Here is a 22,117-nt window from a genome sequence, read left to right on the forward strand (position 1 = left end):
GCGGGAAGCTGTTTAACCCCCGCCCCGCCGGGGAACACCCACCGGCCGGGAGCGACATGTTCTGGAGCAGAATCCATGTCCGAGAAATCCCCGGAGTTAGAAGACGATACCGGCACCTACGAGTCCGGCCTGCCCGGGTTTCTGGGAACCATCGACGTCTTTATCAGTAAAGTTGAAGCCATCATGCTGGCGGTTGGCGTGATCCTGATGGCCATCAACACCTGCGTGAACGTGATTGCACGGTTTGTCTTCGGTGAAGGCCTGTTCTTCTCGGGTGAAATCAACCGCATCCTGATTATCCTGATCACCTTCGCCGGCATCGGTTACGCCGCCCGCCATGGCCGCCACATCCGTATGTCAGCGGTTTACGATGCGATCCCCACCAAGGGCCGCAAGGTGCTGATGATCTTCATTGCCCTGTTTACCTCCGTGGTGATGTTTTTCCTCTGCTATTACTCCTACGGCTATGTTGAAACACTCTACGGCCGTGGTCGCATTCTGCCTGCGCTCGGGTTTGAGATCTGGTGGATCTATATCTGGGTTCCCATCGGTTTTGCGATAACCGGTATCCAGTATCTGCTGACCGCAATCAAGAATTTCACCAGCAAGGACGTGTATCTCTCCACCGGAGTGGTTGATGGCTATGCAGACACCGAATCGGAAGTCTGACCCCTGCAGACCTAATCAGAAAGGATAAGAAAACATGGCAACTATAATGATGTTGGTCATGATCGGGTTGTTGTTGCTGGGCTTCCCGATGATGGTTCCGCTGATCGTCGGCTCGGTGGTCGGCTTCGTAATGATGTTCGACGGCTTCGGTCAGATGGGCACATTCATTCAGCAGATGATGGGTGGCATCCGTCCCGCCTCACTGATCGCCGTTCCCATGTTCATTCTCGCCGCCGACATCATGACGCGCGGCCAGTCGGCCGATCGCCTGATCAACATGGTGATGGCTTTTATCGGCCACGTGAAAGGCGGCCTGGCCATAAGTGCGGCGACGTCCTGCACCCTTTTCGGCGCAGTATCCGGCTCCACCCAGGCCACCGTGGTGGCGGTCGGATCACCACTGCGCCCGAAGATGCTCAAGGCAGGTTACTCAGACCCGTTTACGCTGGCACTGATCATCAACTCCAGTGACATTGCCTTCCTGATTCCCCCCAGCATCGGCATGATCATATACGGGGTCGTCTCCGGAACTTCCATTGCCGAACTGTTCATAGCCGGCATAGGCCCCGGCGTATTAATTCTGTTCATGTTCTCCGTCTACTGCCTGATCTACGCCTACAAGAACAACGTCCCGACCGAGGAAAAGGCCACCTGGGGACAGCGTGCCACGTCCGTTCGCGATGCGCTGTGGCCATTGTTCTTTCCGGTTATTATTGTCGGCGGCATTTATGGCGGCATATTCAGCCCGACCGAAGCGGCTGCTGTCTGTGTGCTCTATGCGTTTTTGCTGGAATTCGTGGTGTTTCGCTCACTCAAGCTCCCGGACGTATACCGCATTGCCAAATCCACCGGGCTGATTACTGCAGTTGTCTTCATTCTGGTCGCAGTCGGAAACGGCTTCTCGTGGATCATCTCGTTTGCCCAGATTCCCCAGGCGATCCTGGAGTCGGTCGGGGTTAATGATGCCGGGCCGGTCGGCGTACTGGTAGCCATCTGTATCGCATTCTTCATCGCCTGCATGTTCGTCGACCCCATTGTGGTCATTCTGGTGCTGACACCGATTTTTGCACCCGCCATCGAGTCCACCGGTCTGGACCCGGTACTGGTGGGCGTGCTCATCACCCTGCAGGTGGCCATCGGGTCGGCAACACCGCCGTTCGGCTGTGACATATTCACGGCCATCGCGATTTTCAAACGACCCTATCTGGAAGTGATTCGCGGCACACCGCCGTTCATTTTCATACTGGTGGCAGCGGCCGGGTTGATCATTGCGTTCCCTGACATTGCCCTGTTCCTGCGCGATCTCGCTTTCCGGGAATGAGAGTGACCGGGCCTTAGCTAATGGGAGAAAGTCATGTTCAAAAAGATGCTGGTCGCGGTGGACGGTTCGACAACCTCGCTCAAGGCACTGGACAAAGCGATTGATCTGCAGAAGTTGATGCCGGAGGCAGAAATTTACATCCTCTGCGTATTCAAGCATCACAGCCTGTTCGAAGCGTCGCTTTCGATGGGACGACCGGTTGAGCTGGACATCCCCGACAAGGTGTTGTCGGAGTATGCCAAGGGCGTGGTGAACCACGCCAAGGAACTGGCAAAGGAACACGGCGCTACCAAGGTGCGCGGCTTCGTCAAGGGTGGCCGCCCCTCCAAGGTAATCGTCAAGTTTGCCCAGGATAAGGAGGCAGACCTGATCGTAGTAGGCACCCGCGGCACCCACAGCGACAAAGACGGAATGCTGCTGGGCAGTGTGTCTCACCGGGTGGCCTCCCAAGCCAAATGCCCTGTGCTGGTGGTGTAACGCATTGTGACGTAGCGCACACTCGTCACACGGACGTCATATTGGCAAGGTAAAAAAGATCCGACATTTTTTGTGGAGCTGTATCAATGTCGGATCAATCATCTTTGCTGGTGGAAAAACTCTGGCAACTCAAACGTCTGATCGATAAGGGCGAATGCCCTGCCGTCACCTTCGTTCACCTCAACAATCTTTTGCGGGAACCCGGCTACCGCGCCGATGTGCTGCGTCGGGTCGAGGCCACCGGTTCCGACCGGCTGAAGCGGCTCGCCCTGGACATCCGCGCGGCCGACTCCGGCGTGCCGTTGATGGCAACGCCGGCCAGCGCGCCGCAGAAACTGGTGGAACCCGAAGCCAAGTCAACCCGACCTTCCTGGCTACGCCGAAATCTGGTCTGGCTGACCCCTGCAGCGGTCGCTGCAGCCGTGGCCACCGTCGGTTTTACCGCCTTCGAGCCACAGACCATCCGTGTTCACGAAGACATCATTACCGACTCCGTGTGGGAATCCGGCAAAACCTACATCCTGGAACAGCCGGTGTTCGTCGAGGGCGCCCAGCTCACCATCGAGAGCGGTGTCACCGTGAAAGGCGACTACGGTTCGGCACTGATCGTCACCAAAGACAGCAAGCTGCTCTCCCGCGGGCGGCCTGAGAGCCCGGTGGTATTCACCAGCAACCAGCCCGAGGGGCAGCGCGCACGGGGCGACTGGGGCGGCGTGGTGATCCTCGGCAAGGCGCCGGTCAACCAGCCCTCGGCCGCCATTGAAGGCGTCGCCTCAAACGATAGCCGCGGCAGTTTCGGCGGTGACGACGCCCGTCACAGCTGTGGCGTCGTCGAATATACCCGCATTGAATTTGCCGGCTTCGAAGTCTACAAGAACAACGAACTCAACGGCCTGACGTTGGGCGGCTGCGGCAGCGACACCATCGTGCGGAATGTGCAGGTCCATCGCGCCCTCGACGATGGCATCGAGATGTTCGGCGGTACCGTTGACCTCAAGAATATTGTTGTAACCGGCGCCGCCGACGACAGCATTGACTGGGACTGGGGCTGGACCGGCCGCGTCCAGTTCCTGGTGGTACAGCAACATGCCGATGTCGGCGATAACGCGTTCGAAGGCGATAACAACGGCAATGACCATCAGGCCCGGCCGCGTTCCGAGCCGGTGTTCTATAACGTGACCCTGGCCGGCACCGGACAAACCGCCAGGACCCATCGGGGCATGGTGTTGCGGGAAGGCACCGGCGGACATTTCCACAACATGATCATCGACAGCTACGGGCTGGAAGTGATGGATTTGCGGGATGAAGCCGCCTCTCTGGTCCGTGCAGGCCGCCTGAGCTTCTCCAACAACCTTATTGCCAACACCGGCAAACTTGGCAAAGGAACTGACGAAACCGGGGACGGAGATGACGATTACGGATTTAATGAAAGCCACTGGCTGATGGCTCCGGCCAATAACAATCAGCGTCGCCTCGACAGCGCGCTACATGTAAATGCCCGGGACCCTCAGAACCCGCATTTCCAGACCCGCGTGCAGATGCGTCAGATGACCCCGGCAGAGCCGCCGAAGTCGGAATTTTTCGATGAGTCGGCGACCTACGCCGGCGCCCTGAACCCGCGACTGCAATCCAGCTGGCTGGACGGCTGGACCGACTTCCCCGCCCGCTAGCAAGCACCTGCGGATATCCGGGTCAACTTCGGATATCCGCAACATCCATCGACAACCGCCCTGCTAAACTTTTTGGCCTATCCTTAATTCAAATCGAATAACCATAAGGCCTGAAAATGACTGCGATTGTCGATTTCCTCAACTCCATTATCTGGGGCTACGTGCTGGTGTATGGCCTGCTGGCCGTCGGCGTATTTTTCACCATCCGCCTGGGCTTTCTCCAGTTCGTCAACTTCGGCGAAATGATCCGCGCCATCCGCGGCTCCCGGGAAAGTGACGTACACGGTATTTCACCGTTTCAGGCCTTGTGTACCAGCCTGGCATCCCGCGTTGGCACCGGCAATCTGGCCGGGGTGGCCGTGGCACTCTATCTCGGTGGCGCCGGCGCCATTTTCTGGATGTGGATGGTGGCACTGGTGGGCATGGCGACCGGCTACGCCGAGAGTACCCTGGCGCAGCTGTACAAGGTCCGTGATGGCAAGGGGCAATACCGGGGCGGCCCGGCGGTCTACATAGCCAAAGGACTGAAGGCGCCCTGGGCGGCCGGCATTTTCGCCGTTTGCCTGATTCTCTCGTTCGGGCTGGTGTTCAACGCGGTACAGGCCAACTCCATCGCCGATGCCATGGAAGGGGCTTTCGGTTTCGAGAAACTGACCGTGGGGATTGTCATCGCGGTGTTTGCCGGCATCGTTATCTTCGGCGGTCTGCGTAAGATTGTGCGCTTTGCCGAGTTTGTGGTGCCCTTCATGGCCGGCGCCTACGTGCTGATCGCCCTGGGCATCATGGCCGTCAACATCACCGAGGTGCCAGGCGTGCTCGCGATGATCGTCAAAAGTGCGCTGGGTCTTGAGGAAGCGGCTGGCGGCGCCGCAGGCTCCGTCACCGCCGCCATGCTCAATGGCATCAAGCGTGGCCTGTTCTCCAACGAAGCCGGCATGGGGTCGGCGCCCAACATCGCCGCAACCGCCACACCCGCGCCGCACCACCCGTCCTCCCAGGGGCTGGTGCAGGCCTTTGGCGTATTCGTCGACACCATCATCATCTGTACCGCCACAGCGGTGATGATCCTGCTGTCCGGGGTGTTGGAGCCCGGCTCCGGCGTCACAGGCACGCAGCTCACCCAGGAAGCGATGGAAGCCCATCTGGGCGAGTTCGGCGGTTACTTCATCGCCATTGCCATCCTGTTTTTCGCGTTCACCTCAATCGTGGCCAACTACACCTACGCGGAGAACGCCCTCTACTACCTCAAGGGCGGCACCACCCTCGGCGTTACCCTGCTGCGGCTTGCCGCGCTTGGCATGGTGATCTGGGGCGGCTACGAAGCGGTGGTTACCGTGTTCAACACGGCCGACGCCTCCATGGGACTGATGGCTACCATCAACCTGATCGCCATTGTGTTGCTGTCCGGTACGGTGGTGAAACTGACCCGGGATTATCTGGCCCAGCGCCAACAGGGCGAGGTACCGCACTTCCGCTCGAAGGACTACCCGGAACTGCACGAGAAAATCGACAGCGACATCTGGCACTGACGACAGCGGCCTGGCCTCAGCCCATACTGGCGGGCAGGTCCGTCGAGCAGCCCTCGATGCGGTCCCGCCCCCCTTCCTTGGCGCGATAAAGCGCGCGGTCGGCCAGGCCCAGCAGGTCATCGGGGTCGCGGGCGCACTCGGGCCACGCCGCCACACCAACCGAAAGGGTGATAATGCCGAGGTTCCGGCCCTGGTGCTGGATGGGCGTGGCGCGCATCATCCGGCACAGATTTTCGGCCTTTTCCCGCGCTCCGGCCAGCTTGGCCCCGGGCATGATCACCACAAATTCCTCGCCACCAAAGCGGCAGACCACATCACTGTCCCGGAACTGCTGCTGCAGAACCCGGGAAACGGCTTTCAGGGCGCTGTCGCCGGCCTCATGCCCGTGGTTATCGTTGAAACGTTTGAAGTGGTCGATATCAACTACCAGCAACGCCAGCGACACCTTACTGCGCTCTGCCACCGCACTTTCGTGCTCCAGCAGCTGATTGAAATACCTCCGGTTCTTGAGGCCGGTCAAGGCATCCTCGTAGGAGTACTTCTGCAGCTCTTCGTGCAGCGTAATACTGGAGAGGGTTATGCCAATGCGCTCCAGCCCCTGATTCAACGCGTGGAACAGGCGCGCCGCACCGTAATCTGCACTCCTGGAGGAAAAATTCTCGGGCACTTCCACCATCAACAGGCCCAGCGTCTGCACGCCTTCACTCGCCGAGTGCACGTCGATGTGGAAACATACAGCGCCCTCCCGCCAGGGCGAGCTGTCAGGCGCCTCGTCATCCGGCAGATTGTGGTAACGGGACGGCAACGGCGTGGCTTCCGGCACGCCGCCTGCAGTTGCGAGGATCAGCGGAAACGCCGGCGCTTCTCCGGCGTAGCCCCAGTGGGCAAGGCGTTCATAGGCGCGGCCATCTTCAATGCGCTGATACAGCGCTCCTTTCAAGGGGCTACACAGGTCGGCCATGACCCGGGCCAGATAATTCAGCGCCTGGCTGAGGCTGAGGCAGTCCTGCAGGCCGGCAATGATGTCGTTGAGCACCCGGTTTTTTTCGTTTTCGAAGGTCAGCAGGCGCACTCGCGCCCGCTCCCGCCGCACCAGCGCCTCGGCTTTGCGGGTGCGCTCGGTCACCTGCTGTTCCAGCGACAGGTTCAGGGTATGCAGCGCCTCTTGGTGACGGGAGAAGTGGAAAAGGGAAATCAGCACCACCGACACGGAAAACGCCAGCGTTCCCCAGCTGACCGGCACCCTGCCCCAGGGCAGAACCCCATGGGCAACCGCCATGTCGACCACCAGCAGCACACAGAAAATTCCGCAGCTGAGCAGGACGACCCGTTGTTCGGTCACCAGGGTGCGGAAACGCTGCATCACCACAACCGTGCTGGTGGCCAGCGACACCAGGAACAGCGCATCGAAAGGCGGAAAGGTGGACGACAGATCAATGGCGCTACCGGCCGACAGGCCCAGCGCGACCGTGGCGTAAAGCAGGTGCAGTTTCCAGATCAGATTGATGATCCACGGTCGGTGATCGGCCAGCCACTGTTCAAGCAACAGCGCCATGGCCACCGGCAGCAGATAATAGGAGCCCGCGGCCAGGTAATCCCAGACCAGTGGCTGGTTCCACAGCAGCTGGCTGGCCTGGCTCTCGGCCACCAGCATGACCGCCGAGGCGAAGGCAAACAGCGCTATGCTGCCGAAGCTCTTTTTTTCGGTCTGCAGCACGGCGAAAATAATCGCGAGCAAGCCGATCAGTGCGGAAAATCCGGCAATGACCAGTGCCTCGAGGGAATTGTCGAGGATGTACAGCACCAGGTCCGGCCGATCCATGATCGACACTTCGCCCCAGAGGCCGATATCCGTGTAGTTGGAGAACACCCGGAAATACAGCGTCTTGCCGGCAAAACCCTCGGGCAGGGCAATCGCGTGCCAGGGCCAGCCTTCGAATCGGCCGGCGCCGGTTTCGTCGAAGGTGCCGTACTGGTAGATCCTTTCGCCGTCCAGGAACACCTGGACAATCAGGTCGACACTGTAGATGTACAACACCGGCGCCCGCCAATCGCCATCCGGCAGCGTGATGCGGAACCATACCTGTTCGCGGCCCTGGCGGTTCGGCGGGTTGGAGGGGAAACTGATGGCGCGCCACTCTTCGGTAGCCGCATCCTCGAGAACCCAGGCCGGTACGCCATTGTCGGTCACCGGCGAATCGCCCCAGCGGTATTGCCACCCCTCCGACAAGGCCAGCGGCGAGGCGGACGCACTGGCGAACGTCCACAGACAGGCTGACAGAAAGATCAGCCTGATAAACAAAAGCGATACGGAGCCCATCCTGAATGCATCCTGCCGGATTGATCTGCCCTGATTATAGGCCAACCACCGCGTTCACACTGCATTCTTGCCGGCAACGACAATCTTTAACAGTCCACTTACACGCAAAAAGCCGGCCACTGGGGCCGGCTTTCGATTACGGGCGCCGGATCAGCGGCCCGACTTGAGGCGTTCCCAATAGCGGGTGTAGACCTGCATGGCGTCATCGCCCACGTCTTTCTGGAACTCCGCGTTGGTGAGGTCCTCGGCGGTCGGATAGCTCGAGCGGTCACCGGCAACGGCCTCCGGAAGCAGCTCACGGGCGGCCAGGTTCGGCGTGGCATAGCCAATCTCTTCGCTGATCAGCGCGGATATTTCCGGCTGCATCACGAAGCTGATGAACTGGTGGGCGGCGTCGGCATTATTGGCGTTTTTCGGGATCACAAAGCTGTCGAGCCAGACAATCGTGCCCTCCTCCGGATAGACATACTCCAGTGATGGCATGTCTTCCTTGCCCATCACCGCTTCGCCGTTCCAGATCATGCCGATGTCGGTTTCCCCTTCCAGGTAGGGCATCCGCGGCGCATCCGAATTGAAAGTGCGGACCGCCGGCATCAGCTCCGCCAGCTTCTCATAGGCCTGCTCGATCTCTTCCGGGCTGGTGCTGTTGCCGGAGTACCCCAATACCCGCAGGCCAATGTGAAAGACCTCGCGCATGTCATTGGTCAGCATGACCTTGCCCTGGTATTTGTCGTTCCACAGGTCAGCCCAGGCGGTGACGTTTTCACCGTCCAGATCAGCGGCGTCGTAGGCCAGGCCGGTGGTGCCCCACAGATAGGGCACACTGTAGGCGTTGTCTTCGTCGAATTCCTGATCCACCAGCTCCGGATCGAGGTTGTCGAAACCCTCCAGCTTGCTGTGGTCAATTTCCGCCAGCAGGCCTTCCTTGCGCATTTTGTTCACGTAATAGGTGGACGGGACCGCCAGATCGTATTCGCCGCCCTCTTCCAACAGCTTCAGGCGCGCGTACATGGCTTCGTTGCTGTCATAGGTGGTGTAGACCACCTGGATGCCGGTCTCTTCCTCAAACCGGTCCAGCACTTCCTGGGGCATGTACTCGGACCAGTTATAAAGATTCAGGACTTCGGTCTCCTCCTGACCGCTACAACCGGTCAGGGATACGGCAATCAGGCCTGCCAGCGCCAGTTTTCTCATCGTTTGCTCCTTGTCAGTATCCATTGGGAAAGTATCAGCATGGTCAGCGAAAACACCAGCAGCAGGGTGCCCAGCGCATTCACTTCCGGTTTCAGCCCCACCCGCACCATAGAGTAGATGCGCAGCGGCAGAATTTCATAACTGGGGCCGCTGACAAAGGTGCTGACCACCACATCGTCCAGCGACAGGGTAAAGCCCAGCAGCCAGCCCGCCAGTAACGCCGGCATAATGACCGGAATCAGTACGGTGCGGGTCATGGTGAAGTCACTGGCACCCAGATCCCGGGCCGCTTCCGGCAGGCTCTCATCAAAGCCGCTGAGGCGCGCCATCACGGTAATCACTACGAACGGCAGGCAAAAGGTCACATGGGCCAGGAGCAGCGAGACAAAGCCAAGCTGCAGCCCCACCAGCAGGAAAAGCGCCAGCAGCGAGATGGCCAGCACAATTTCCGGCGACATCATCACCACGAACAGCATGCCCCGCAGCACCCGCTTGCCACGGAATCGATACCGGTGCAGCGCCAGTGCCGTGAGCGCGCCAATGATGGTCGACACGGTTGCCGCCGCCAGCGCCAGCCAAAGGGAATTCCACATCGCCTGCACCATGGCGTGGTTACTGAACAGGGACTCGTACCACTGCAGGCTCAGTCCGCCCCAGCGATAACCGGTGCGCGAGCTGTTGAAGGAAAACACCACCAGCACCAGGATCGGCAGGTACAGCAGCGCGTAAACGGTGGTGAGATAGGCGCGGGGCAGCCAGTGCTTCATGTTGCCGGCTCCTCATCCCCGAGGCGCCGCCGGCTCAGCCGGTGGGCAAACAGCAGCACGGCCATCGCCACCGTCAGCAGGATGCTGGCGGCTGCGCCGAAAGGCCAGTCACGGGCGTCCAGGAACTGGTTCTTGATCACATTGCCCACCAGCAGGTTGCGTGAACCACCCAGAATATCCGCCACGAAAAACAGCCCCATGGCGGGCAGCAGGACCAGCATCACCCCCGCCAGCACCCCGGGCAGGGTCAGCGGCACAATCACGTGCATGAACGTGGCCAGCTTGCCGGCGCCCAGGTCGTGGGAGGCCATCAGCAGCTCACGACGCAAATCCTCGAACACCGAATACAGCGGCAGGATCATGAACGGCAACAGCAGGTAGACCAGACCGATAATCACCGCCCCTTCGGTATAGAGCAGCTGCAGCGGCTCGTCGATCAGGCCGAGCCCCATAAGCGCATTATTGATCAGCCCGTTGGTGGCCAGCAGCAGCTTCAGCGCGTAGGTGCGCACCAGGGAGTTGGTCCAGAAGGGCACGATCAACAGGAAAATCAGCAGGGTCTGACGCTGTTTGCCGATCCGGGACAGGGCCCAGGCAAACGGGTAGCCAATCAGCAGACAGAACACGGTGGTCACGCCCGCCATGTACAGCGAATGCAGGAACACTTCCAGATACAGGGGATCGAGCAGGCGCCGGTAGCTGTCCAGATTCAGGGGCAGGGCCAGAAAACTGCCCGCGTCCCGCGTCATCAGGCTGGCACCGACCACCAGCAGGTTCGGGGTCAGGACCAGCAGCAGTAGCCAGCCCCACACCAGCAACAGCACGGCGGTTTTGAAGGGTTGCTGTAACACCCTATGCATCGATCAGACGCTCGGAGGCGGAGTCGTGGGGTTCCGACGGCAGCAGCCATTCCCAACCATCCACCCAGCTTACCCGTACCGGCTCACCCAGACGATAATCAAAGGTGGGATCGTCTTCGTCGAAGAACTCGCTGGCAAGCACTTCCGTGCCGTCGTTCAGGTGGATCACGGAGTCCAGCGTACTGCCCTTGTAATTGCGCTCCACCACCTTGCCAGGCAGACCGTGATCGGCGTCCGGCTCGAGCACCCGAATATCCTCCGGTCGCAGCAGCACGTTGACATCCTGCCCCTCGAGGACCGGGAAATCCGGTTTGCGCAGGGTCCGGTGCACACCGAACACGTCCACGGTAATGGAGGTGTCGGTCACCCGTTCCAGGCGACCGGGGAACAGATTGGTTTCGCCCACAAAGCGTGCGGTAAACAGATTGGCGGGGCGCTCATAGATTTCCCGCGGCGTGCCCAGCTGCTGGATGACGCCTTCTTTCAGCACCACCACCCGGTCCGACATGGACAACGCTTCTTCCTGGTCGTGGGTCACGAACACGAAGGTGATTCCCAGCTCCCGCTGCAGCCGTTTCAGCTCCACCTGCATGGTGCGGCGTAGCTTGAAATCGAGGGCCGACAGCGGTTCGTCCAGCAACAGCAGGCGCGGCCGCTTGACCACAGCCCGGGCAATCGCCACGCGCTGTTGCTGGCCGCCGGATAACTGATGGGGTTTGCGACGGGCGTAGTCGCCCAGCTGCACCATCGCCAGGGCTTCTTCAACCCGTTCGCGGATTTCCTGCTGCGGACGCTTTTCCATTTTCAGGCCGTAGGCGACGTTGTCGAACACGGTCATGTGGGGAAACAGCGCGTAATGCTGGAAAACGGTATTGAGGGGGCGGTGCTCCGGGGGGGCGTGGCTGATGTCCTTGCCCGCCAGCAGAATCTGGCCGCCATCGGCCTGCTCAAAGCCCGCCATCAGGCGCAGCAGGGTGGTCTTGCCGCAACCGGACGGCCCGAGCAACGTGATGAATTCGCCATCGTCGATATCAAGATCGAGGGCATCCAGTACGGTTCGGTCACCGAACACCTTGCTGACGCCCCGCAGAGATAGCAGTGTCTGTTTCATCGGCCCAGCCCTATTAATGAGGGGCCTATTTTTCCAGAAACCACTGCAAACAAAAAGGGCGCGCCGGGTTTTTGTACTGGCCCGGCGCGCCCTTTTTCGGTATTTCCTGATCAGTCGGTAGCGATGCTGTTCAGATAGGCCTTATCGGAGATGTTGGTCCACTTGCGAACCTTCTGCAGGTACTCGCGCTGGGAGGTAATGATCTCGTTGGCCAGCGGGTCCTTCTCCGCCTCCTCCTCCAACAGCTTGTTGGTGGCATCCCGCAAGGCGTCGATCACCTCCGGCGGGAACGTCTTGTGCGTGACGTTGGGGTAGTCTTCCTTCATGCGGTCCCAGGCCTCCGCGCTCATGTGCGTGCTCTGGATGTACATGTCATAGGCCGCGGTGCGCATGGATACCCGCAGAATTTCCTGGAGATCCGCCGGCAGGCTGTCCCAGGTTTTCTGGTTGATCAGGAACTGCACCTCGGCTCCCGGCTCCTGCCAGCCGGAGTAGTAGTAATCCGCAATCTGGTGAAAGCCCATGGGCAGATCCAGCGCCGGTCCCACCCATTCGAGGGCATCGATGGTGCCGCGTTCCAGGGCGGTATACAGCTCGCCCGGCGGAATGTTGGTGACCGCCACACCGATTTCCGCCATCACCTCGCCGGCAAAGCCGGGGGTTCTCATCTTCAGGCCCTGCAGGTCCTCGAGGGAAGTGATCTCCTCACGGAACCAGCCACCCATCTGGTTGCCGGTGTTGCCGCCGGGAAACGACAGCAGGCCATGTGGTTTGTAGACCTTTTCCATCAACTCCATGCCACCGCCGTAGTAGAACCAGGCGTATTGTTCCTGGGCCAGCATGCCGAACGGTACGGTAGTGAAATACATGGCGTTGGGGATGGTGCCCTTGTAGTAATAGGACGCCGTGTGGCCCATGTCGTACTGACCCTGGCGCACCATATCGAAAATACCGAAAGGCGCCTTGTGCTTGTTGGAGGAATCGATGCGGAACTGCAGCCGGCCCTCGGACATTTTCTCGGCCATGGCCGCCATGCTGCGGGGTGTCTCCCCCAGAATCGGCGAATTTGGGCCCCAAGTTTCCGCGAGGCGAATGGTGTAGGTTTTCTCGGCCATCAGCGAGGTGCTGGTTACCGACAGCACCAGGGCCGCAGCCAGACATTTCAGCGTGTGCATGGACATAGCGGGATGGATTCCTGTTGTTGTATTGGTTGAACAGTCGGGTTTCATCATAGCGGGCGAAAGGAGGATCGCCAATGCCTGTAATCCCCCTTCCGCCGTGCCGATGTCAGACCTTGAACTGCCCGACCAGCTCCCGCAGACTTTCACCCAGACGCGCCAGTTCGTGGCTCGCTTCGTTGGTCTGGGTTACCCCGGTGTCGCGGCGCTGGGCGGCATCCACAATGCGCACCACGTTCTGATTGATCTCTTCCGCCACCTGGCTTTGCTGCTCTGCAGCAGTAGCGATCTGGGTCACCTGATCGTGGATCTGGCCCACCGATGTCTCAATCGTGCTCAGTGCTCCGGTGGCATGGTTGATGCGCTCAACGGTTTCGGTGGAGTGGTCGCGGGAGGCATTCATGCGCTCCACTGCGGCCCGTGATTCACTGACAAAGCCGTCGATCATCTCGCGAATCTGTTCTGCCGACTCTGCACTGCGCTTGGCCAGCTGCCGCACCTCGTCCGCCACCACCGAGAAGCCACGGCCATGCTCACCGGCACGAGCAGCCTCAATGGCAGCATTCAACGCCAGCAGGTTGGTCTGCTCGGTGACCGCGTGGATCACATCCAGCACTTTCTGGATGTCGTCGGATTTCTCCGCGAGGGAATTGATGCTGCGGGCGCTCTGTTCCATTTCGCCAGACAGCCGGTTAACGGCCTGCTGGGCGTTGGAAACCGTTTCGCCGCCATCCCGCGCCATGCGGTCGGCGTCGGAAGCGGCCGCTTCCACTTCGTTGGCATTGCCGGCAATCTGCTGGATGGTGGCGGCCATTTCATTGATCGCCGAGGCAATCTGGTCGGTCTCCGAGCCCTGCTCCTGCACCGACGCGCGGGTTTCGTTGGCTACCCGGCTAAGTTCCTCCGCGGCCGAGGCCACCTGATCCGTGGTCGAGCCCACTTCACGGATGGTGTTCTGGATCTTGATCACAAACGCGTTGAAACGACGGCCAAGCTCTGCCAGTTCGTCCTTGCCGTCCTCCGGCAGGCGCTGGCGCAGGTCGCCTTCGCCATCGGCAATTTCCTGCATCATGTTGCTGACGTTTTTCAGCGGCACGGTCACCGTACGGCCCACCAGCACCCCGATCACAAGCGCGATTGCCACCACCACAAGGGTGACCAGCAGGATGAAGCCCAGGGTCGCCGATTTACTTTCTTCGATGACCGCACGGGCGGCGGCGACTTCCCGCTCAATATCGGTGATGTAGACACCGGCGCCAATCATCCAGTCCCAGTCCGGGATGATGGTGGAATAGGACATCTTGGGTTCTTCGTTGCCGGAAGCCGGGTTCATCCAGTCATAACCGTAAAAGCCGTCGCCCTCACCAGCTTTAAACAGATCCCCCACCAGACGCTTCAGAGTCGGGTTACTGGTCGGACCTTCCTTGGAAGGGTCCGGCGCGTAGGCCAGGTTGTACACATCACGGGTGTAGGCAAACACGTAATTGGTTTTGTCGAAGCGAATGGAGCGCAGTCGCGAAGCCGCGGCCTCTTTGGCTTCGCGCTCGTTCAACGACGGATCGTTTTTGGCCTCCAGGACGACCGCCCGGGCCGCATCCACCAGGTTCTTCAGACCGCCTTTACGGGCTTCCAGCAAGCTGCTTTCGAGGCGCTTGAGTTCCTCTTCACCGTTGGCCTGAATCTGATTGGCGGTAATCCACGCCAGGGTCGCTGCCGTAATCAGTACGGGCACGAGTGCGCCCACCAGCAGACGCGATCGAACGGTGAAACGGTTCAGAAAATTCATGGTGCCTTGCTCCCGGATATTTGTTCTCGTTGTGCATTATCTACACACTGCGCGGCCGGGACTGTTCCAGAATGTTAAGCAACGTTTCCGAAACCTGCCTGCCCCGGCCTGTGCGGTCGTATAACGTCTTTGAATGTAGCGTTCTGAGATAAGGTGGGTATCGGCCGTAATGTAAACGGCTTGAGCAGGGATTAGACTAAAGGACCATCACACAGGGCCGGCCCATGAAGCATCTGTTTCTCGTTCGCCACGCCAAATCCAGCTGGGCAGACGATGCCCTTTGCGACCGGGACCGGCCGCTGAATCCCCGCGGCGAGCGCCAGCTTGCGCCCCTGGGCAGGGCCTTGCAGGCAGCCGGGGCCTTCGAGGCCCAGCCATTCTGCAGCGATGCCACCCGCGCCCGCGCTACCCTGGAGGGCATCCTGCCCGCTGCCTCTACGGACGTGAAACGCCACGCCCTCAGTGAACTCTACACCTTCGATTTCCGGCGCCTGCTGGCGTGGCTGCGTCAACAGGGCAAGGACGACCGCTTACTGGTTGTAGGGCACAACCCCGCCTTGCTGGAACTGGCCCAGTGGCTGCTCAAACACCCGCCGGAGCAGTTACCCACCGGCAGTTTCATCCACCTCCGCTTGCCCATCAAACAATGGCACCAGCTCGAGCAGGGGCAAGGTAAGCTCATCGCACTGCGGACGCCGACGGATTTCAGCTACAGCCACTTTGCCCGCAAGTTCCGTAAACAGGGCAGCATCTGCGAGCCGGCGCAGGGTGTCCAGTCGGCGCTTGTGCACCAGTCACAGCGGCTGGAGCAATTGCAAAACGGGGTCATTCTGGGGCTGGATGACGAGTTTCTGCACCAATACCGCATAGCGCTCCGCCGCAGCCGGGCGCTCGCCGAAGCGCTCCAGGAGGTGGTCCGCGACAAGACCCTGGCGAAAGCCGTCAAAGACCTGAAGCGCCACGCCCGCGCCACCGGTTCCCTGCGGGATCTGCACGTGTGGCAGCAGAAGCTGCCGGAGCTGTGCGGTGACAGTTTCGAAGTGCGGGCGGCCCTTCAGAACTGGTTTGGCAAGGAGGCGGCGCACAGGCACAAAAAACTTACCAAGCGCCTTGGCAGCAAGCGCTATCACCAGAGCATGAGTGACTGGCGCAATCTAATTGAGTCCCAGAGATTCCAGAAACTGACCCGGGCATTGAACCGCAAAGACATCCAAACAGTCGTCGGGCGCCGTATAAGGTTGTTCAACAGGCGCACGGCGGAGCTGATGCACACCTCACCGGACGAGGACATCCATCGGCTGCGCAAGAAACTCAAACGCATTCGCTATCTGATGGAACTGGATGCCGGGAACTGGAAAAGCCTGCTGAAAACGGTCAGGGCAAGGCAGGAACTCTATGGCCATTTTCAGGATCTGCATGTGCAGATCGACTTCCTGGCCCATTTCCGCGCGGCGGCGCCAGACGTGCTGCCGACCGCGCTCGCAGATATCAGGCACACGCTGGACGATCGCAAGGCGGAAACCCGCCGGCAGATTCTGGCCCTTGGAGGACTCGATGGAGCCCCGCTATGACACCCTGTTTTACGATGGCCAGTGCCCGCTCTGCGCCAGGGAAATCCGTACCCTTCGCAAATTGCAGCGCGGCCGGCTGATCTTCGCAGACATCCACGAACAGCGCAGTGGCAATAGCCATCTCCCCAGCCAGGAGGCTCTGCTCCGGCGACTGCACCTGATGACCTGGACCGGCGAATGGATCACTGGCCTTGCGGCCAACGTCCGCGCGTGGTCGCACACACCGTTCGGGTTCCTGTTCAGGCCACTGCTGTGGCCGGGCATCTTCCCGATGGCCTCACGGGTTTACGAAAACTGGGCGGACAGGCGTTTTGATCGCAAATACGCCTGTGCAAGCTGCAGCGCTGGAGATTCGGCGTAAGGTAAAGAGGGGAAAGCCTGCCCCATCAGGGGCGGGCATCCGGCGGCGCGTGCTCGTCGCACTTGCGGCAATCCAGTTCAAAACCGAGCATGGACTGCCGACCTTCCCCGGTCATTACCCAGGGCCGATTGACCCAGGGAGGCGTGTGGCGCACATGCTGATTGTGGCCACAGGCCAGTTGGGCAACCCAATGGCTCTCCTCATCGCTGTGGTAGCCGATGATGGGTTGCTTCATTGCTTTACCTCGTCACTGACCGCCACCGAAGCGCGCCCCCGCCAGGCCGACCAGGAATAAAGCCCCAGTGCCACCCAGATCATCGCGAAGCTGAGCAGCTTCTCGTTACTGAGGGGTTCGTGGAATACAAACAAGGCAATCAGGAACTGGATGGTGGGGTTGATATACATCAGAAAACCCACCGTGGCCAGACGCAGCCGGCGCGCCGCCCCGGCGAACGCCAGCAGCGGGATGGCGGTGACAACGCCACTGGAAATCAGCAGCAGCGTCAGGCCGGGGCCCTCGGCGAAGTGGGAGCGGCCCGTCACACTCAGGGTCGCCAGCGCCAGCAGGCTCAGGGGCAACAACAGCAGAGTTTCCACAAACAGCCCGGAGAGCCCGTCCAGTTCGACCTGCTTGCGAAGCAAACCGTAGGTGCCGAAACTGAACGCCAGCACCAGGGTAATCCAGGGCACCACTCCCAACAGGAACAGCTGGTAGAGTATCGCGACCGTGGCCAGGGCCACCGCCCAGATCTGCAGCCGGGTAATGCGCTCGCGCAACACCAGCATACCCAGCCCCACGTTCACCAGCGGGGTAAGAAAATAGCCGAGGCTGGCCTGCAGAACGTGGCGGGTTTCCACCGCGTAGATATACACCCCCCAGTTCAGCGCAATAAACACCGCACAACCGAACACCACCCCGAGCTTCTTCGGATGGGCCAGTGCGCCGGTGATCGGTGGCCAGCGCCGGAGAATACTCACCACAACCGCGAGAAACACACAGGACCAGATAACCCGGTGCAACAGCACCTCGAAGGCTGGCACTCCGGCGAATAGCGCGAAATATAAGGGGAAACAGCCCCACATGCTGTACGCAGCGAGACCGAAGAACACACCTTTGGTGACTTCCGGGGTGGCGTTTTTCATAGGCAGCAGGCCTTGTGTTTCTTGCCGCTGCCGCAGGGGCACGGGTCGTTGCGCCCGGGTTTGAGCGTCCCTTCGCGGGTATCGCCTTGCAGGTAATACCAGCGCCCCGCCTCACGCTCGAATTCGGACGCTTCCTCAAGAAATCCCCAGCCATCACCCAAACGGTAGATTGCACGAAAGTGTACCGCGCCCTTATCGCCCGCTTGCGAGTGGTCGAGAATCTGCAATGACGCCCACTGTGGCCCGTTTTCCAGCGAAAGGCTGTCAGGACGGGTGTCCGGATGCCAGGTAGCGCGCAGGTAGTCAGGCAGGTTCAGAACAAAGGCGGAATAGCGGGAGCGCATCAGGGCGTCCGGTGTCGGGGCCGCCTCGCCGCGATGAAAGCGTTGGCAGCACTCGCCGTAGGTTTGCTCGCTGCCGCAGGGGCAGAGGGATTGTGGAGAATACTGGGTCATCAGGCGTCGGTCTGTTTGCTCGGGTTTCGGGTGCGCCAGTGTAGCAATATCGCCGCGGCCTTACCCGGCCCCCAGGTGCACGCGAAAACGGCTCTGGCGCCACAGCCAGGCCAGCCACAGCGCGTGGGCATTGATCAGCAGCGCAAGAATCCACTCGAAGGCATCGTCCTTGCGATCGTAGAATTCCGGTACCACACCGTCGAGAATCACCGACAGGATACCCACGAAAAGCGTCAGCTGGCACAGATTCAGTAGCCGGGTTCCGCTGCGATGCCAGCGTGGATGGGTGCGCAGAGCAGCACTGACCAGCAGTTCGCAGATAAAGGTAAACGCGAAATACAGCACCACACCGATACGGCGGGTCAGATGGAAACCGTCGCCGGCATGGCCCAAGGCCAGTGTGTAGGCACCGAGCGCCACACAGGCGATCAACCCGAGCCACGGCACCCAGGCCACGCCGCGGGTGTGAATCCCCAATTGGCGCAGCCAGAGGCCGTTGAGCCACCAGAACAGAATGCCGAGGATCGCCGCCGGCAGCATGGTGCCCTTGAAGATGAAATAGGAGGTACCGTGGCGACCGGTGCGGCTGATGCTGGTGCAGCTGTCCCAGTAGGGTATGCAGAACGACACATGACCCTCCAGCACCGACACCATAAACGTGGTATGAATGGTCAACAGAGGTATCAGGCCGGCGGCAAGCGCCAGCCACCAAAGGGGAATCGATGAATTGCTGTTCAACATAACCCCTCACTCCAACGATCCTGAGCTGGTGAAAGATTAATGCGCGCGGCGGTGCAACTTTTTCAGTTGTCACACGTATCAACGACGTCGTTTTATCGTAGCCTCAGGTTTACGAGTTATCTACAATCGACGCAAGCCACACATTTACAAAGCGCGCCCACGGTACCTGAAGTTGCAGTCCGCGCCTCATTATCGGTACACGATGCGATCACCACTGCTGCTACTGTGTTTTATATCGTTCTTACTGCCCCTCTCGGAAGCTCATGCCAAACCCGACAATATCGGCTTCTATTATGGCAACGAGTCGCCAATAGGCTCGCTTTACGCCTATGACTGGCTGATCCTCCAGCAGGATCAGGTGCCGGATGCGCGCCTGCAACTGCTTGCTCAGGGAGGCACGCTACCACTGGCGTACGTCAGCGTGGGCGAGATGGCCCGGAGCCACCGGCTGTACGCCGAACTCGATGCCTCATGGAAGTTGGGGGAAAACCCGGACTGGAACAGCGCCGTGCTTGATTTGCGCAATGTCGAGGTGCGACGGTTTCTGATCGAGCGCCTGGTCGCGCCGGCCATCGCGCGAGGCTTTCGCGGTGTGTTTCTCGACACGCTGGACAGCCACCTTCTGGTCGCGCCGGGAAAAACGGATCCGGATGGTTTTGCCACAGGACAGCAGCACTTCATTCGCGACGTCAAGGCCCGCTTTCCTGACACCAAGATAATCCTCAACCGCGGGTTCCATTTGACCGGCGCGATCGATGACCTTGTGGATGGCGTTGCCTTCGAATCCTACCGCGAGGGTTACGACCCCGGTCGCAAGCGGTACTATTCGGTGTCCGATCAGGACCGCCAGTGGCTGGAATCGCAGCTTGCGCCCTGGCGGGAACAGCGGCCGGACATCCCCCTGATCGCAATCGATTACGTACAGGATGCATCCCGGGCCCCGGAGCTGGCAGCCCGGTTACGCGAAGATAACCTGGTGCCCGTTGTCACCAATCCCGCGCTGACCCGCCTTGGCCCGACCCTGCCCGCGACACAGGCCCGACATGTGTTGGTTATACATGATCTGCCGGCCAGCCGGATGGACCAGAGTAACGCCCACCGGCGCCTGGGGATCGTGCTTGAGCGCATGGGGCTGGTGCCACAGTATCGATCGAGCCATCAACCGGTGCCCGCTGAACCGGTGAGTGATCGCTACCTGGGCGTGGTTCTGTGGTGGGAAAGTGTCGGCAACCACCGCGACATCTGCCGGTGGCTGGAAGATGTTCGCCAGCAGAACGTGCCGGTGGTGTTCATGGGCCTGACGCCCGGCGAGAGCCCTTGTCGGCAACTGTTTGAGGCCGATGGGTTTGCCCTGCCTGCCACGCCACTGACCTTCTCCGGGCTGGCGCCCACGGTCGCCGAGTTCGAGGGTCGGCGGTTGCCCGCCGCACCCGCCGCAGTACTTCCCACCGTCAGCACCGGCACGCCGTGGATCACCGCCACCGACACCAGCGGCCGGCCCTTTCACCCTGTTTACACCTTCGCGGGTGGTGGAGTGGCCCTTGCACCGTTTCTGTTCGAGCCAGGCCCCGATGATGACGTCTACTGGCTGTTCGATCCGTTCTCGTTCCTGAGCGAAGCGCTCGGACAGCCGCGGATTCCGGCCATCGACAGCACCACCGAATCCGGCCGTCGCATCCTGACGGCTCACATTGACGGCGACGGCCTGGTTTCCCGCGGCGAATTCCCCGGCAGCCCCCTGAGCGGCGCCGTGATTACCGACAAAATTCTGCAGCGCTTTGATATCCCCCATACCGTGTCGGTCATCGAAGCCGAAACCTCCCCCGCCGGGCTCTACCCGCGGATCAGCAAAGAAACGGAAGCCCTTGCCCGCGCCATGTTCCGTATGCCGAACGTCGAGGTGGCGTCACATTCCTACAGCCATCCGTTCTTCTGGCAATCCCTTGAAGGCGGCCCGGCGCCGCGGCTGGAGAACACGCTTTACGGCTATTTCATGAACATTCCCGATTACCAGGCCTCCCTGGACCGCGAGATCGCCGGTTCCGTGGCGTACATCAACCGGTCACTGGCGCCCCCAGACAAACCGGTGTCGATCTTCCTGTGGACCGGGGATGCACGCCCGGGCCAGCGAGCGCTGGAAAAAGTTCGCGAAGCCGGGCTGGTCAATGTAAACGGCGGCGATACACATCCATTGCCCTATTCGGCAGAACTGGCCGGCACCTGGCCGGATGCCAAGCCGGTCGGCGACGAGCTGCAGGTTTATGCCCCGGTGATGAATGAAAACGTCTACACCGGTGAATGGGCCGGGCCCTTCTACGGATTTCGCTACGTGATCGATACCTTCGAGATTCTGGAGAAGCGCGGTCGCCTGAAGCCCATGGGCATCTATTACCACTTCTATTCGGGCACCAAACCCGGAGCTCTCAATGCGCTGGGGGAAATATATCAGTACGCTCTGGCGCAACCGGTAACACCACTCTACCTCAGCGAGTATGCCGAGCGTGTGCAGGCCCAGTACTATTCTGCCCTGATGAAATCGCAGGACGGCGGCTACCGCTGGCGGGGACTGCATGCGCCCACCACGGTGCGGATTCGCACCGATCAGTATCCCGACCTTGAGCGCAGCACAGGGGTGGCCGGCTTTCATGATGCGGCAGGTGCCCGTTTCGTGCACCTGACCGGTGATGACCCCACGCTTTACCTGAGCAACGCTGCACCGGAAGGTCCCTATCTTTCGGACGCCAACGCCGTGATCACAGGATGGCACCGCAAAAGGGCCTCCGGGGTCTGGCAGCTGGATATCGGCCTGACGGCCTACCAGCCGCTGGAGGCGGTGTTTGCCAACGCCCGCGGCTGTCGCGTCATGCAACCCGACGACGTAACCGCGACCTTTGCCGGTAACAACCTGCGACTGACGTTGCCGGTCAACCAGGTCAGCCGATTGTCGCTGGAGTGCCGCTAAGC

19 protein-coding genes are annotated in these 22,117 nt (G+C 60.5%); 8 read left to right on the forward strand and 11 right to left on the reverse strand.

The window, feature by feature from the left end:
- The first annotated feature begins 75 nt into the window (after positions 1-75).
- The 5 genes from DYI22_RS14470 (at position 76) to DYI22_RS14490 (ending at position 5,666) form a co-directional block, all read left to right on the forward strand.
- Complete coding sequence (locus DYI22_RS14470) at positions 76-669, forward strand: TRAP transporter small permease (RefSeq protein WP_213478789.1); 594 nt, start codon at positions 76-78, stop codon at positions 667-669.
- A 34-nt stretch (positions 670-703) separates the two neighbouring features.
- The gene (locus DYI22_RS14475; RefSeq protein WP_213478790.1) at positions 704-1,990 is read left to right on the forward strand and encodes a TRAP transporter large permease; all 1,287 of its coding nucleotides are present in this window, start codon (positions 704-706) and stop codon (positions 1,988-1,990) included.
- A gap of 33 nt (positions 1,991-2,023) precedes the next feature.
- Positions 2,024-2,467: a universal stress protein gene (locus DYI22_RS14480; protein WP_213478791.1), complete on the forward strand. Its 444-nt coding sequence runs from the start codon at positions 2,024-2,026 to the stop codon at positions 2,465-2,467.
- Positions 2,468-2,553: 86 nt separating this feature from the next.
- Entirely contained in the window at positions 2,554-4,137 is a 1,584-nt protein-coding gene (locus DYI22_RS14485; protein ID WP_213478792.1) for a hypothetical protein, read from the forward strand.
- 116 nt (positions 4,138-4,253) lie between these two features.
- The gene (locus DYI22_RS14490; RefSeq protein WP_213478793.1) at positions 4,254-5,666 is read left to right on the forward strand and encodes an alanine/glycine:cation symporter family protein; all 1,413 of its coding nucleotides are present in this window, start codon (positions 4,254-4,256) and stop codon (positions 5,664-5,666) included.
- A gap of 16 nt (positions 5,667-5,682) precedes the next feature.
- On the opposite strand, the gene DYI22_RS14495 is transcribed toward DYI22_RS14490, so the two are convergent.
- The 7 genes from DYI22_RS14495 to DYI22_RS14525 form a co-directional block, all read right to left on the reverse strand.
- Positions 5,683-7,986, reverse strand: coding sequence for a GGDEF domain-containing protein (locus tag DYI22_RS14495; protein WP_213478794.1), 2,304 nt, complete (start codon positions 7,984-7,986; stop codon positions 5,683-5,685).
- A gap of 150 nt (positions 7,987-8,136) precedes the next feature.
- Positions 8,137-9,180 carry an extracellular solute-binding protein gene (locus tag DYI22_RS14500; RefSeq protein ID WP_213478795.1) on the reverse strand — a complete coding sequence of 348 codons (1,044 nt, stop codon included), beginning with the start codon at positions 9,178-9,180 and terminating at the stop codon, positions 8,137-8,139.
- Positions 9,177-9,947, reverse strand: coding sequence for a spermidine/putrescine ABC transporter permease PotC (gene potC, locus DYI22_RS14505; protein ID WP_213478796.1), 771 nt, complete (start codon positions 9,945-9,947; stop codon positions 9,177-9,179). The genes DYI22_RS14500 and potC overlap by 4 nt, the downstream gene beginning before the upstream one ends.
- Entirely contained in the window at positions 9,944-10,807 is an 864-nt protein-coding gene (gene potB / locus DYI22_RS14510; RefSeq protein WP_213478797.1) for a spermidine/putrescine ABC transporter permease PotB, read from the reverse strand. Before potB ends, potC begins: the two co-directional genes overlap by 4 nt.
- On the reverse strand, positions 10,800-11,918 hold the full coding sequence (gene potA, locus DYI22_RS14515; RefSeq protein ID WP_213478798.1) for a spermidine/putrescine ABC transporter ATP-binding protein PotA: 1,119 nt from the start codon (positions 11,916-11,918) through the stop codon (positions 10,800-10,802). Before potA ends, potB begins: the two co-directional genes overlap by 8 nt.
- Before the next feature lie 110 nt (positions 11,919-12,028).
- Complete coding sequence (locus DYI22_RS14520) at positions 12,029-13,099, reverse strand: TRAP transporter substrate-binding protein (RefSeq protein WP_213478799.1); 1,071 nt, start codon at positions 13,097-13,099, stop codon at positions 12,029-12,031.
- 106 nt (positions 13,100-13,205) lie between these two features.
- Entirely contained in the window at positions 13,206-14,882 is a 1,677-nt protein-coding gene (locus DYI22_RS14525; RefSeq protein WP_213478800.1) for a methyl-accepting chemotaxis protein, read from the reverse strand.
- Between the two features lie 224 nt (positions 14,883-15,106).
- On the opposite strand from DYI22_RS14525, the gene DYI22_RS14530 reads away from it, so the two are divergent.
- Together DYI22_RS14530 and DYI22_RS14535 are read left to right on the forward strand one after the other, a co-directional pair.
- Positions 15,107-16,453, forward strand: coding sequence for a CHAD domain-containing protein (locus tag DYI22_RS14530; protein WP_213478801.1), 1,347 nt, complete (start codon positions 15,107-15,109; stop codon positions 16,451-16,453).
- Positions 16,437-16,814, forward strand: a complete 378-nt coding sequence (locus DYI22_RS14535) for a thiol-disulfide oxidoreductase DCC family protein (RefSeq protein ID WP_213478802.1) — start codon at positions 16,437-16,439, stop codon at positions 16,812-16,814. The genes DYI22_RS14530 and DYI22_RS14535 overlap by 17 nt, the downstream gene beginning before the upstream one ends.
- Before the next feature lie 25 nt (positions 16,815-16,839).
- On the opposite strand, the gene DYI22_RS14540 is transcribed toward DYI22_RS14535, so the two are convergent.
- The 4 genes from DYI22_RS14540 to DYI22_RS14555 are packed head-to-tail and all read right to left on the reverse strand — an operon-like array spanning position 16,840 to position 19,153.
- Positions 16,840-17,049 carry a DUF3565 domain-containing protein gene (locus tag DYI22_RS14540; RefSeq protein WP_213478803.1) on the reverse strand — a complete coding sequence of 70 codons (210 nt, stop codon included), beginning with the start codon at positions 17,047-17,049 and terminating at the stop codon, positions 16,840-16,842.
- A complete protein-coding gene (gene rarD, locus DYI22_RS14545) occupies positions 17,046-17,957 on the reverse strand; it encodes an EamA family transporter RarD (RefSeq protein ID WP_213478804.1) in 912 nt (303 codons plus the stop codon). The genes DYI22_RS14540 and rarD overlap by 4 nt, the downstream gene beginning before the upstream one ends.
- Positions 17,954-18,412 (reverse strand): YchJ family protein, encoded by a 459-nt coding sequence (locus DYI22_RS14550; RefSeq protein WP_213478805.1) that lies wholly within the window; start codon positions 18,410-18,412, stop codon positions 17,954-17,956. Before DYI22_RS14550 ends, rarD begins: the two co-directional genes overlap by 4 nt.
- A gap of 60 nt (positions 18,413-18,472) precedes the next feature.
- The gene (locus tag DYI22_RS14555) at positions 18,473-19,153 is read right to left on the reverse strand and encodes a hypothetical protein (RefSeq protein WP_213478806.1); all 681 of its coding nucleotides are present in this window, start codon (positions 19,151-19,153) and stop codon (positions 18,473-18,475) included.
- Positions 19,154-19,355: 202 nt separating this feature from the next.
- Between DYI22_RS14555 and DYI22_RS14560 the strand changes: the two genes are divergently transcribed.
- Positions 19,356-22,115: an endo alpha-1,4 polygalactosaminidase gene (locus DYI22_RS14560; protein ID WP_228301055.1), complete on the forward strand. Its 2,760-nt coding sequence runs from the start codon at positions 19,356-19,358 to the stop codon at positions 22,113-22,115.
- Positions 22,116-22,117 lie beyond the last annotated feature (2 nt).

Origin of the sequence: Marinobacter lipolyticus, from assembly GCF_018424605.1 — a bacterium.
In the GTDB taxonomy this organism is placed as follows: Bacteria; Pseudomonadota; Gammaproteobacteria; order Pseudomonadales; family Oleiphilaceae; genus Marinobacter; species Marinobacter lipolyticus_B.

Bases quoted from the DNA above. Each gene is read 5' to 3' on its own strand.
- DYI22_RS14470 (WP_213478789.1), top strand. From the start codon at position 76: ATGTCCGAGAAATCCCCGGAGTTAGAAGACGATACCGGCACCTACGAG.
- DYI22_RS14475 (WP_213478790.1), top strand. From the start codon at position 704: ATGGCAACTATAATGATGTTGGTCATGATCGGGTTGTTGTTGCTGGGC.
- DYI22_RS14480 (WP_213478791.1), top strand. From the start codon at position 2,024: ATGTTCAAAAAGATGCTGGTCGCGGTGGACGGTTCGACAACCTCGCTC.
- DYI22_RS14485 (WP_213478792.1), top strand. From the start codon at position 2,554: ATGTCGGATCAATCATCTTTGCTGGTGGAAAAACTCTGGCAACTCAAA.
- DYI22_RS14490 (WP_213478793.1), top strand. From the start codon at position 4,254: ATGACTGCGATTGTCGATTTCCTCAACTCCATTATCTGGGGCTACGTG.
- DYI22_RS14495 (WP_213478794.1), bottom strand. From the start codon at position 7,986: ATGGGCTCCGTATCGCTTTTGTTTATCAGGCTGATCTTTCTGTCAGCC.
- DYI22_RS14500 (WP_213478795.1), bottom strand. From the start codon at position 9,180: ATGAGAAAACTGGCGCTGGCAGGCCTGATTGCCGTATCCCTGACCGGT.
- potC (WP_213478796.1), bottom strand. From the start codon at position 9,947: ATGAAGCACTGGCTGCCCCGCGCCTATCTCACCACCGTTTACGCGCTG.
- potB (WP_213478797.1), bottom strand. From the start codon at position 10,807: ATGCATAGGGTGTTACAGCAACCCTTCAAAACCGCCGTGCTGTTGCTG.
- potA (WP_213478798.1), bottom strand. From the start codon at position 11,918: ATGAAACAGACACTGCTATCTCTGCGGGGCGTCAGCAAGGTGTTCGGT.
- DYI22_RS14520 (WP_213478799.1), bottom strand. From the start codon at position 13,099: ATGTCCATGCACACGCTGAAATGTCTGGCTGCGGCCCTGGTGCTGTCG.
- DYI22_RS14525 (WP_213478800.1), bottom strand. From the start codon at position 14,882: ATGAATTTTCTGAACCGTTTCACCGTTCGATCGCGTCTGCTGGTGGGC.
- DYI22_RS14530 (WP_213478801.1), top strand. From the start codon at position 15,107: ATGAAGCATCTGTTTCTCGTTCGCCACGCCAAATCCAGCTGGGCAGAC.
- DYI22_RS14535 (WP_213478802.1), top strand. From the start codon at position 16,437: ATGGAGCCCCGCTATGACACCCTGTTTTACGATGGCCAGTGCCCGCTC.
- DYI22_RS14540 (WP_213478803.1), bottom strand. From the start codon at position 17,049: ATGAAGCAACCCATCATCGGCTACCACAGCGATGAGGAGAGCCATTGG.
- rarD (WP_213478804.1), bottom strand. From the start codon at position 17,957: ATGAAAAACGCCACCCCGGAAGTCACCAAAGGTGTGTTCTTCGGTCTC.
- DYI22_RS14550 (WP_213478805.1), bottom strand. From the start codon at position 18,412: ATGACCCAGTATTCTCCACAATCCCTCTGCCCCTGCGGCAGCGAGCAA.
- DYI22_RS14555 (WP_213478806.1), bottom strand. From the start codon at position 19,153: ATGTTGAACAGCAATTCATCGATTCCCCTTTGGTGGCTGGCGCTTGCC.
- DYI22_RS14560 (WP_228301055.1), top strand. From the start codon at position 19,356: ATGCGATCACCACTGCTGCTACTGTGTTTTATATCGTTCTTACTGCCC.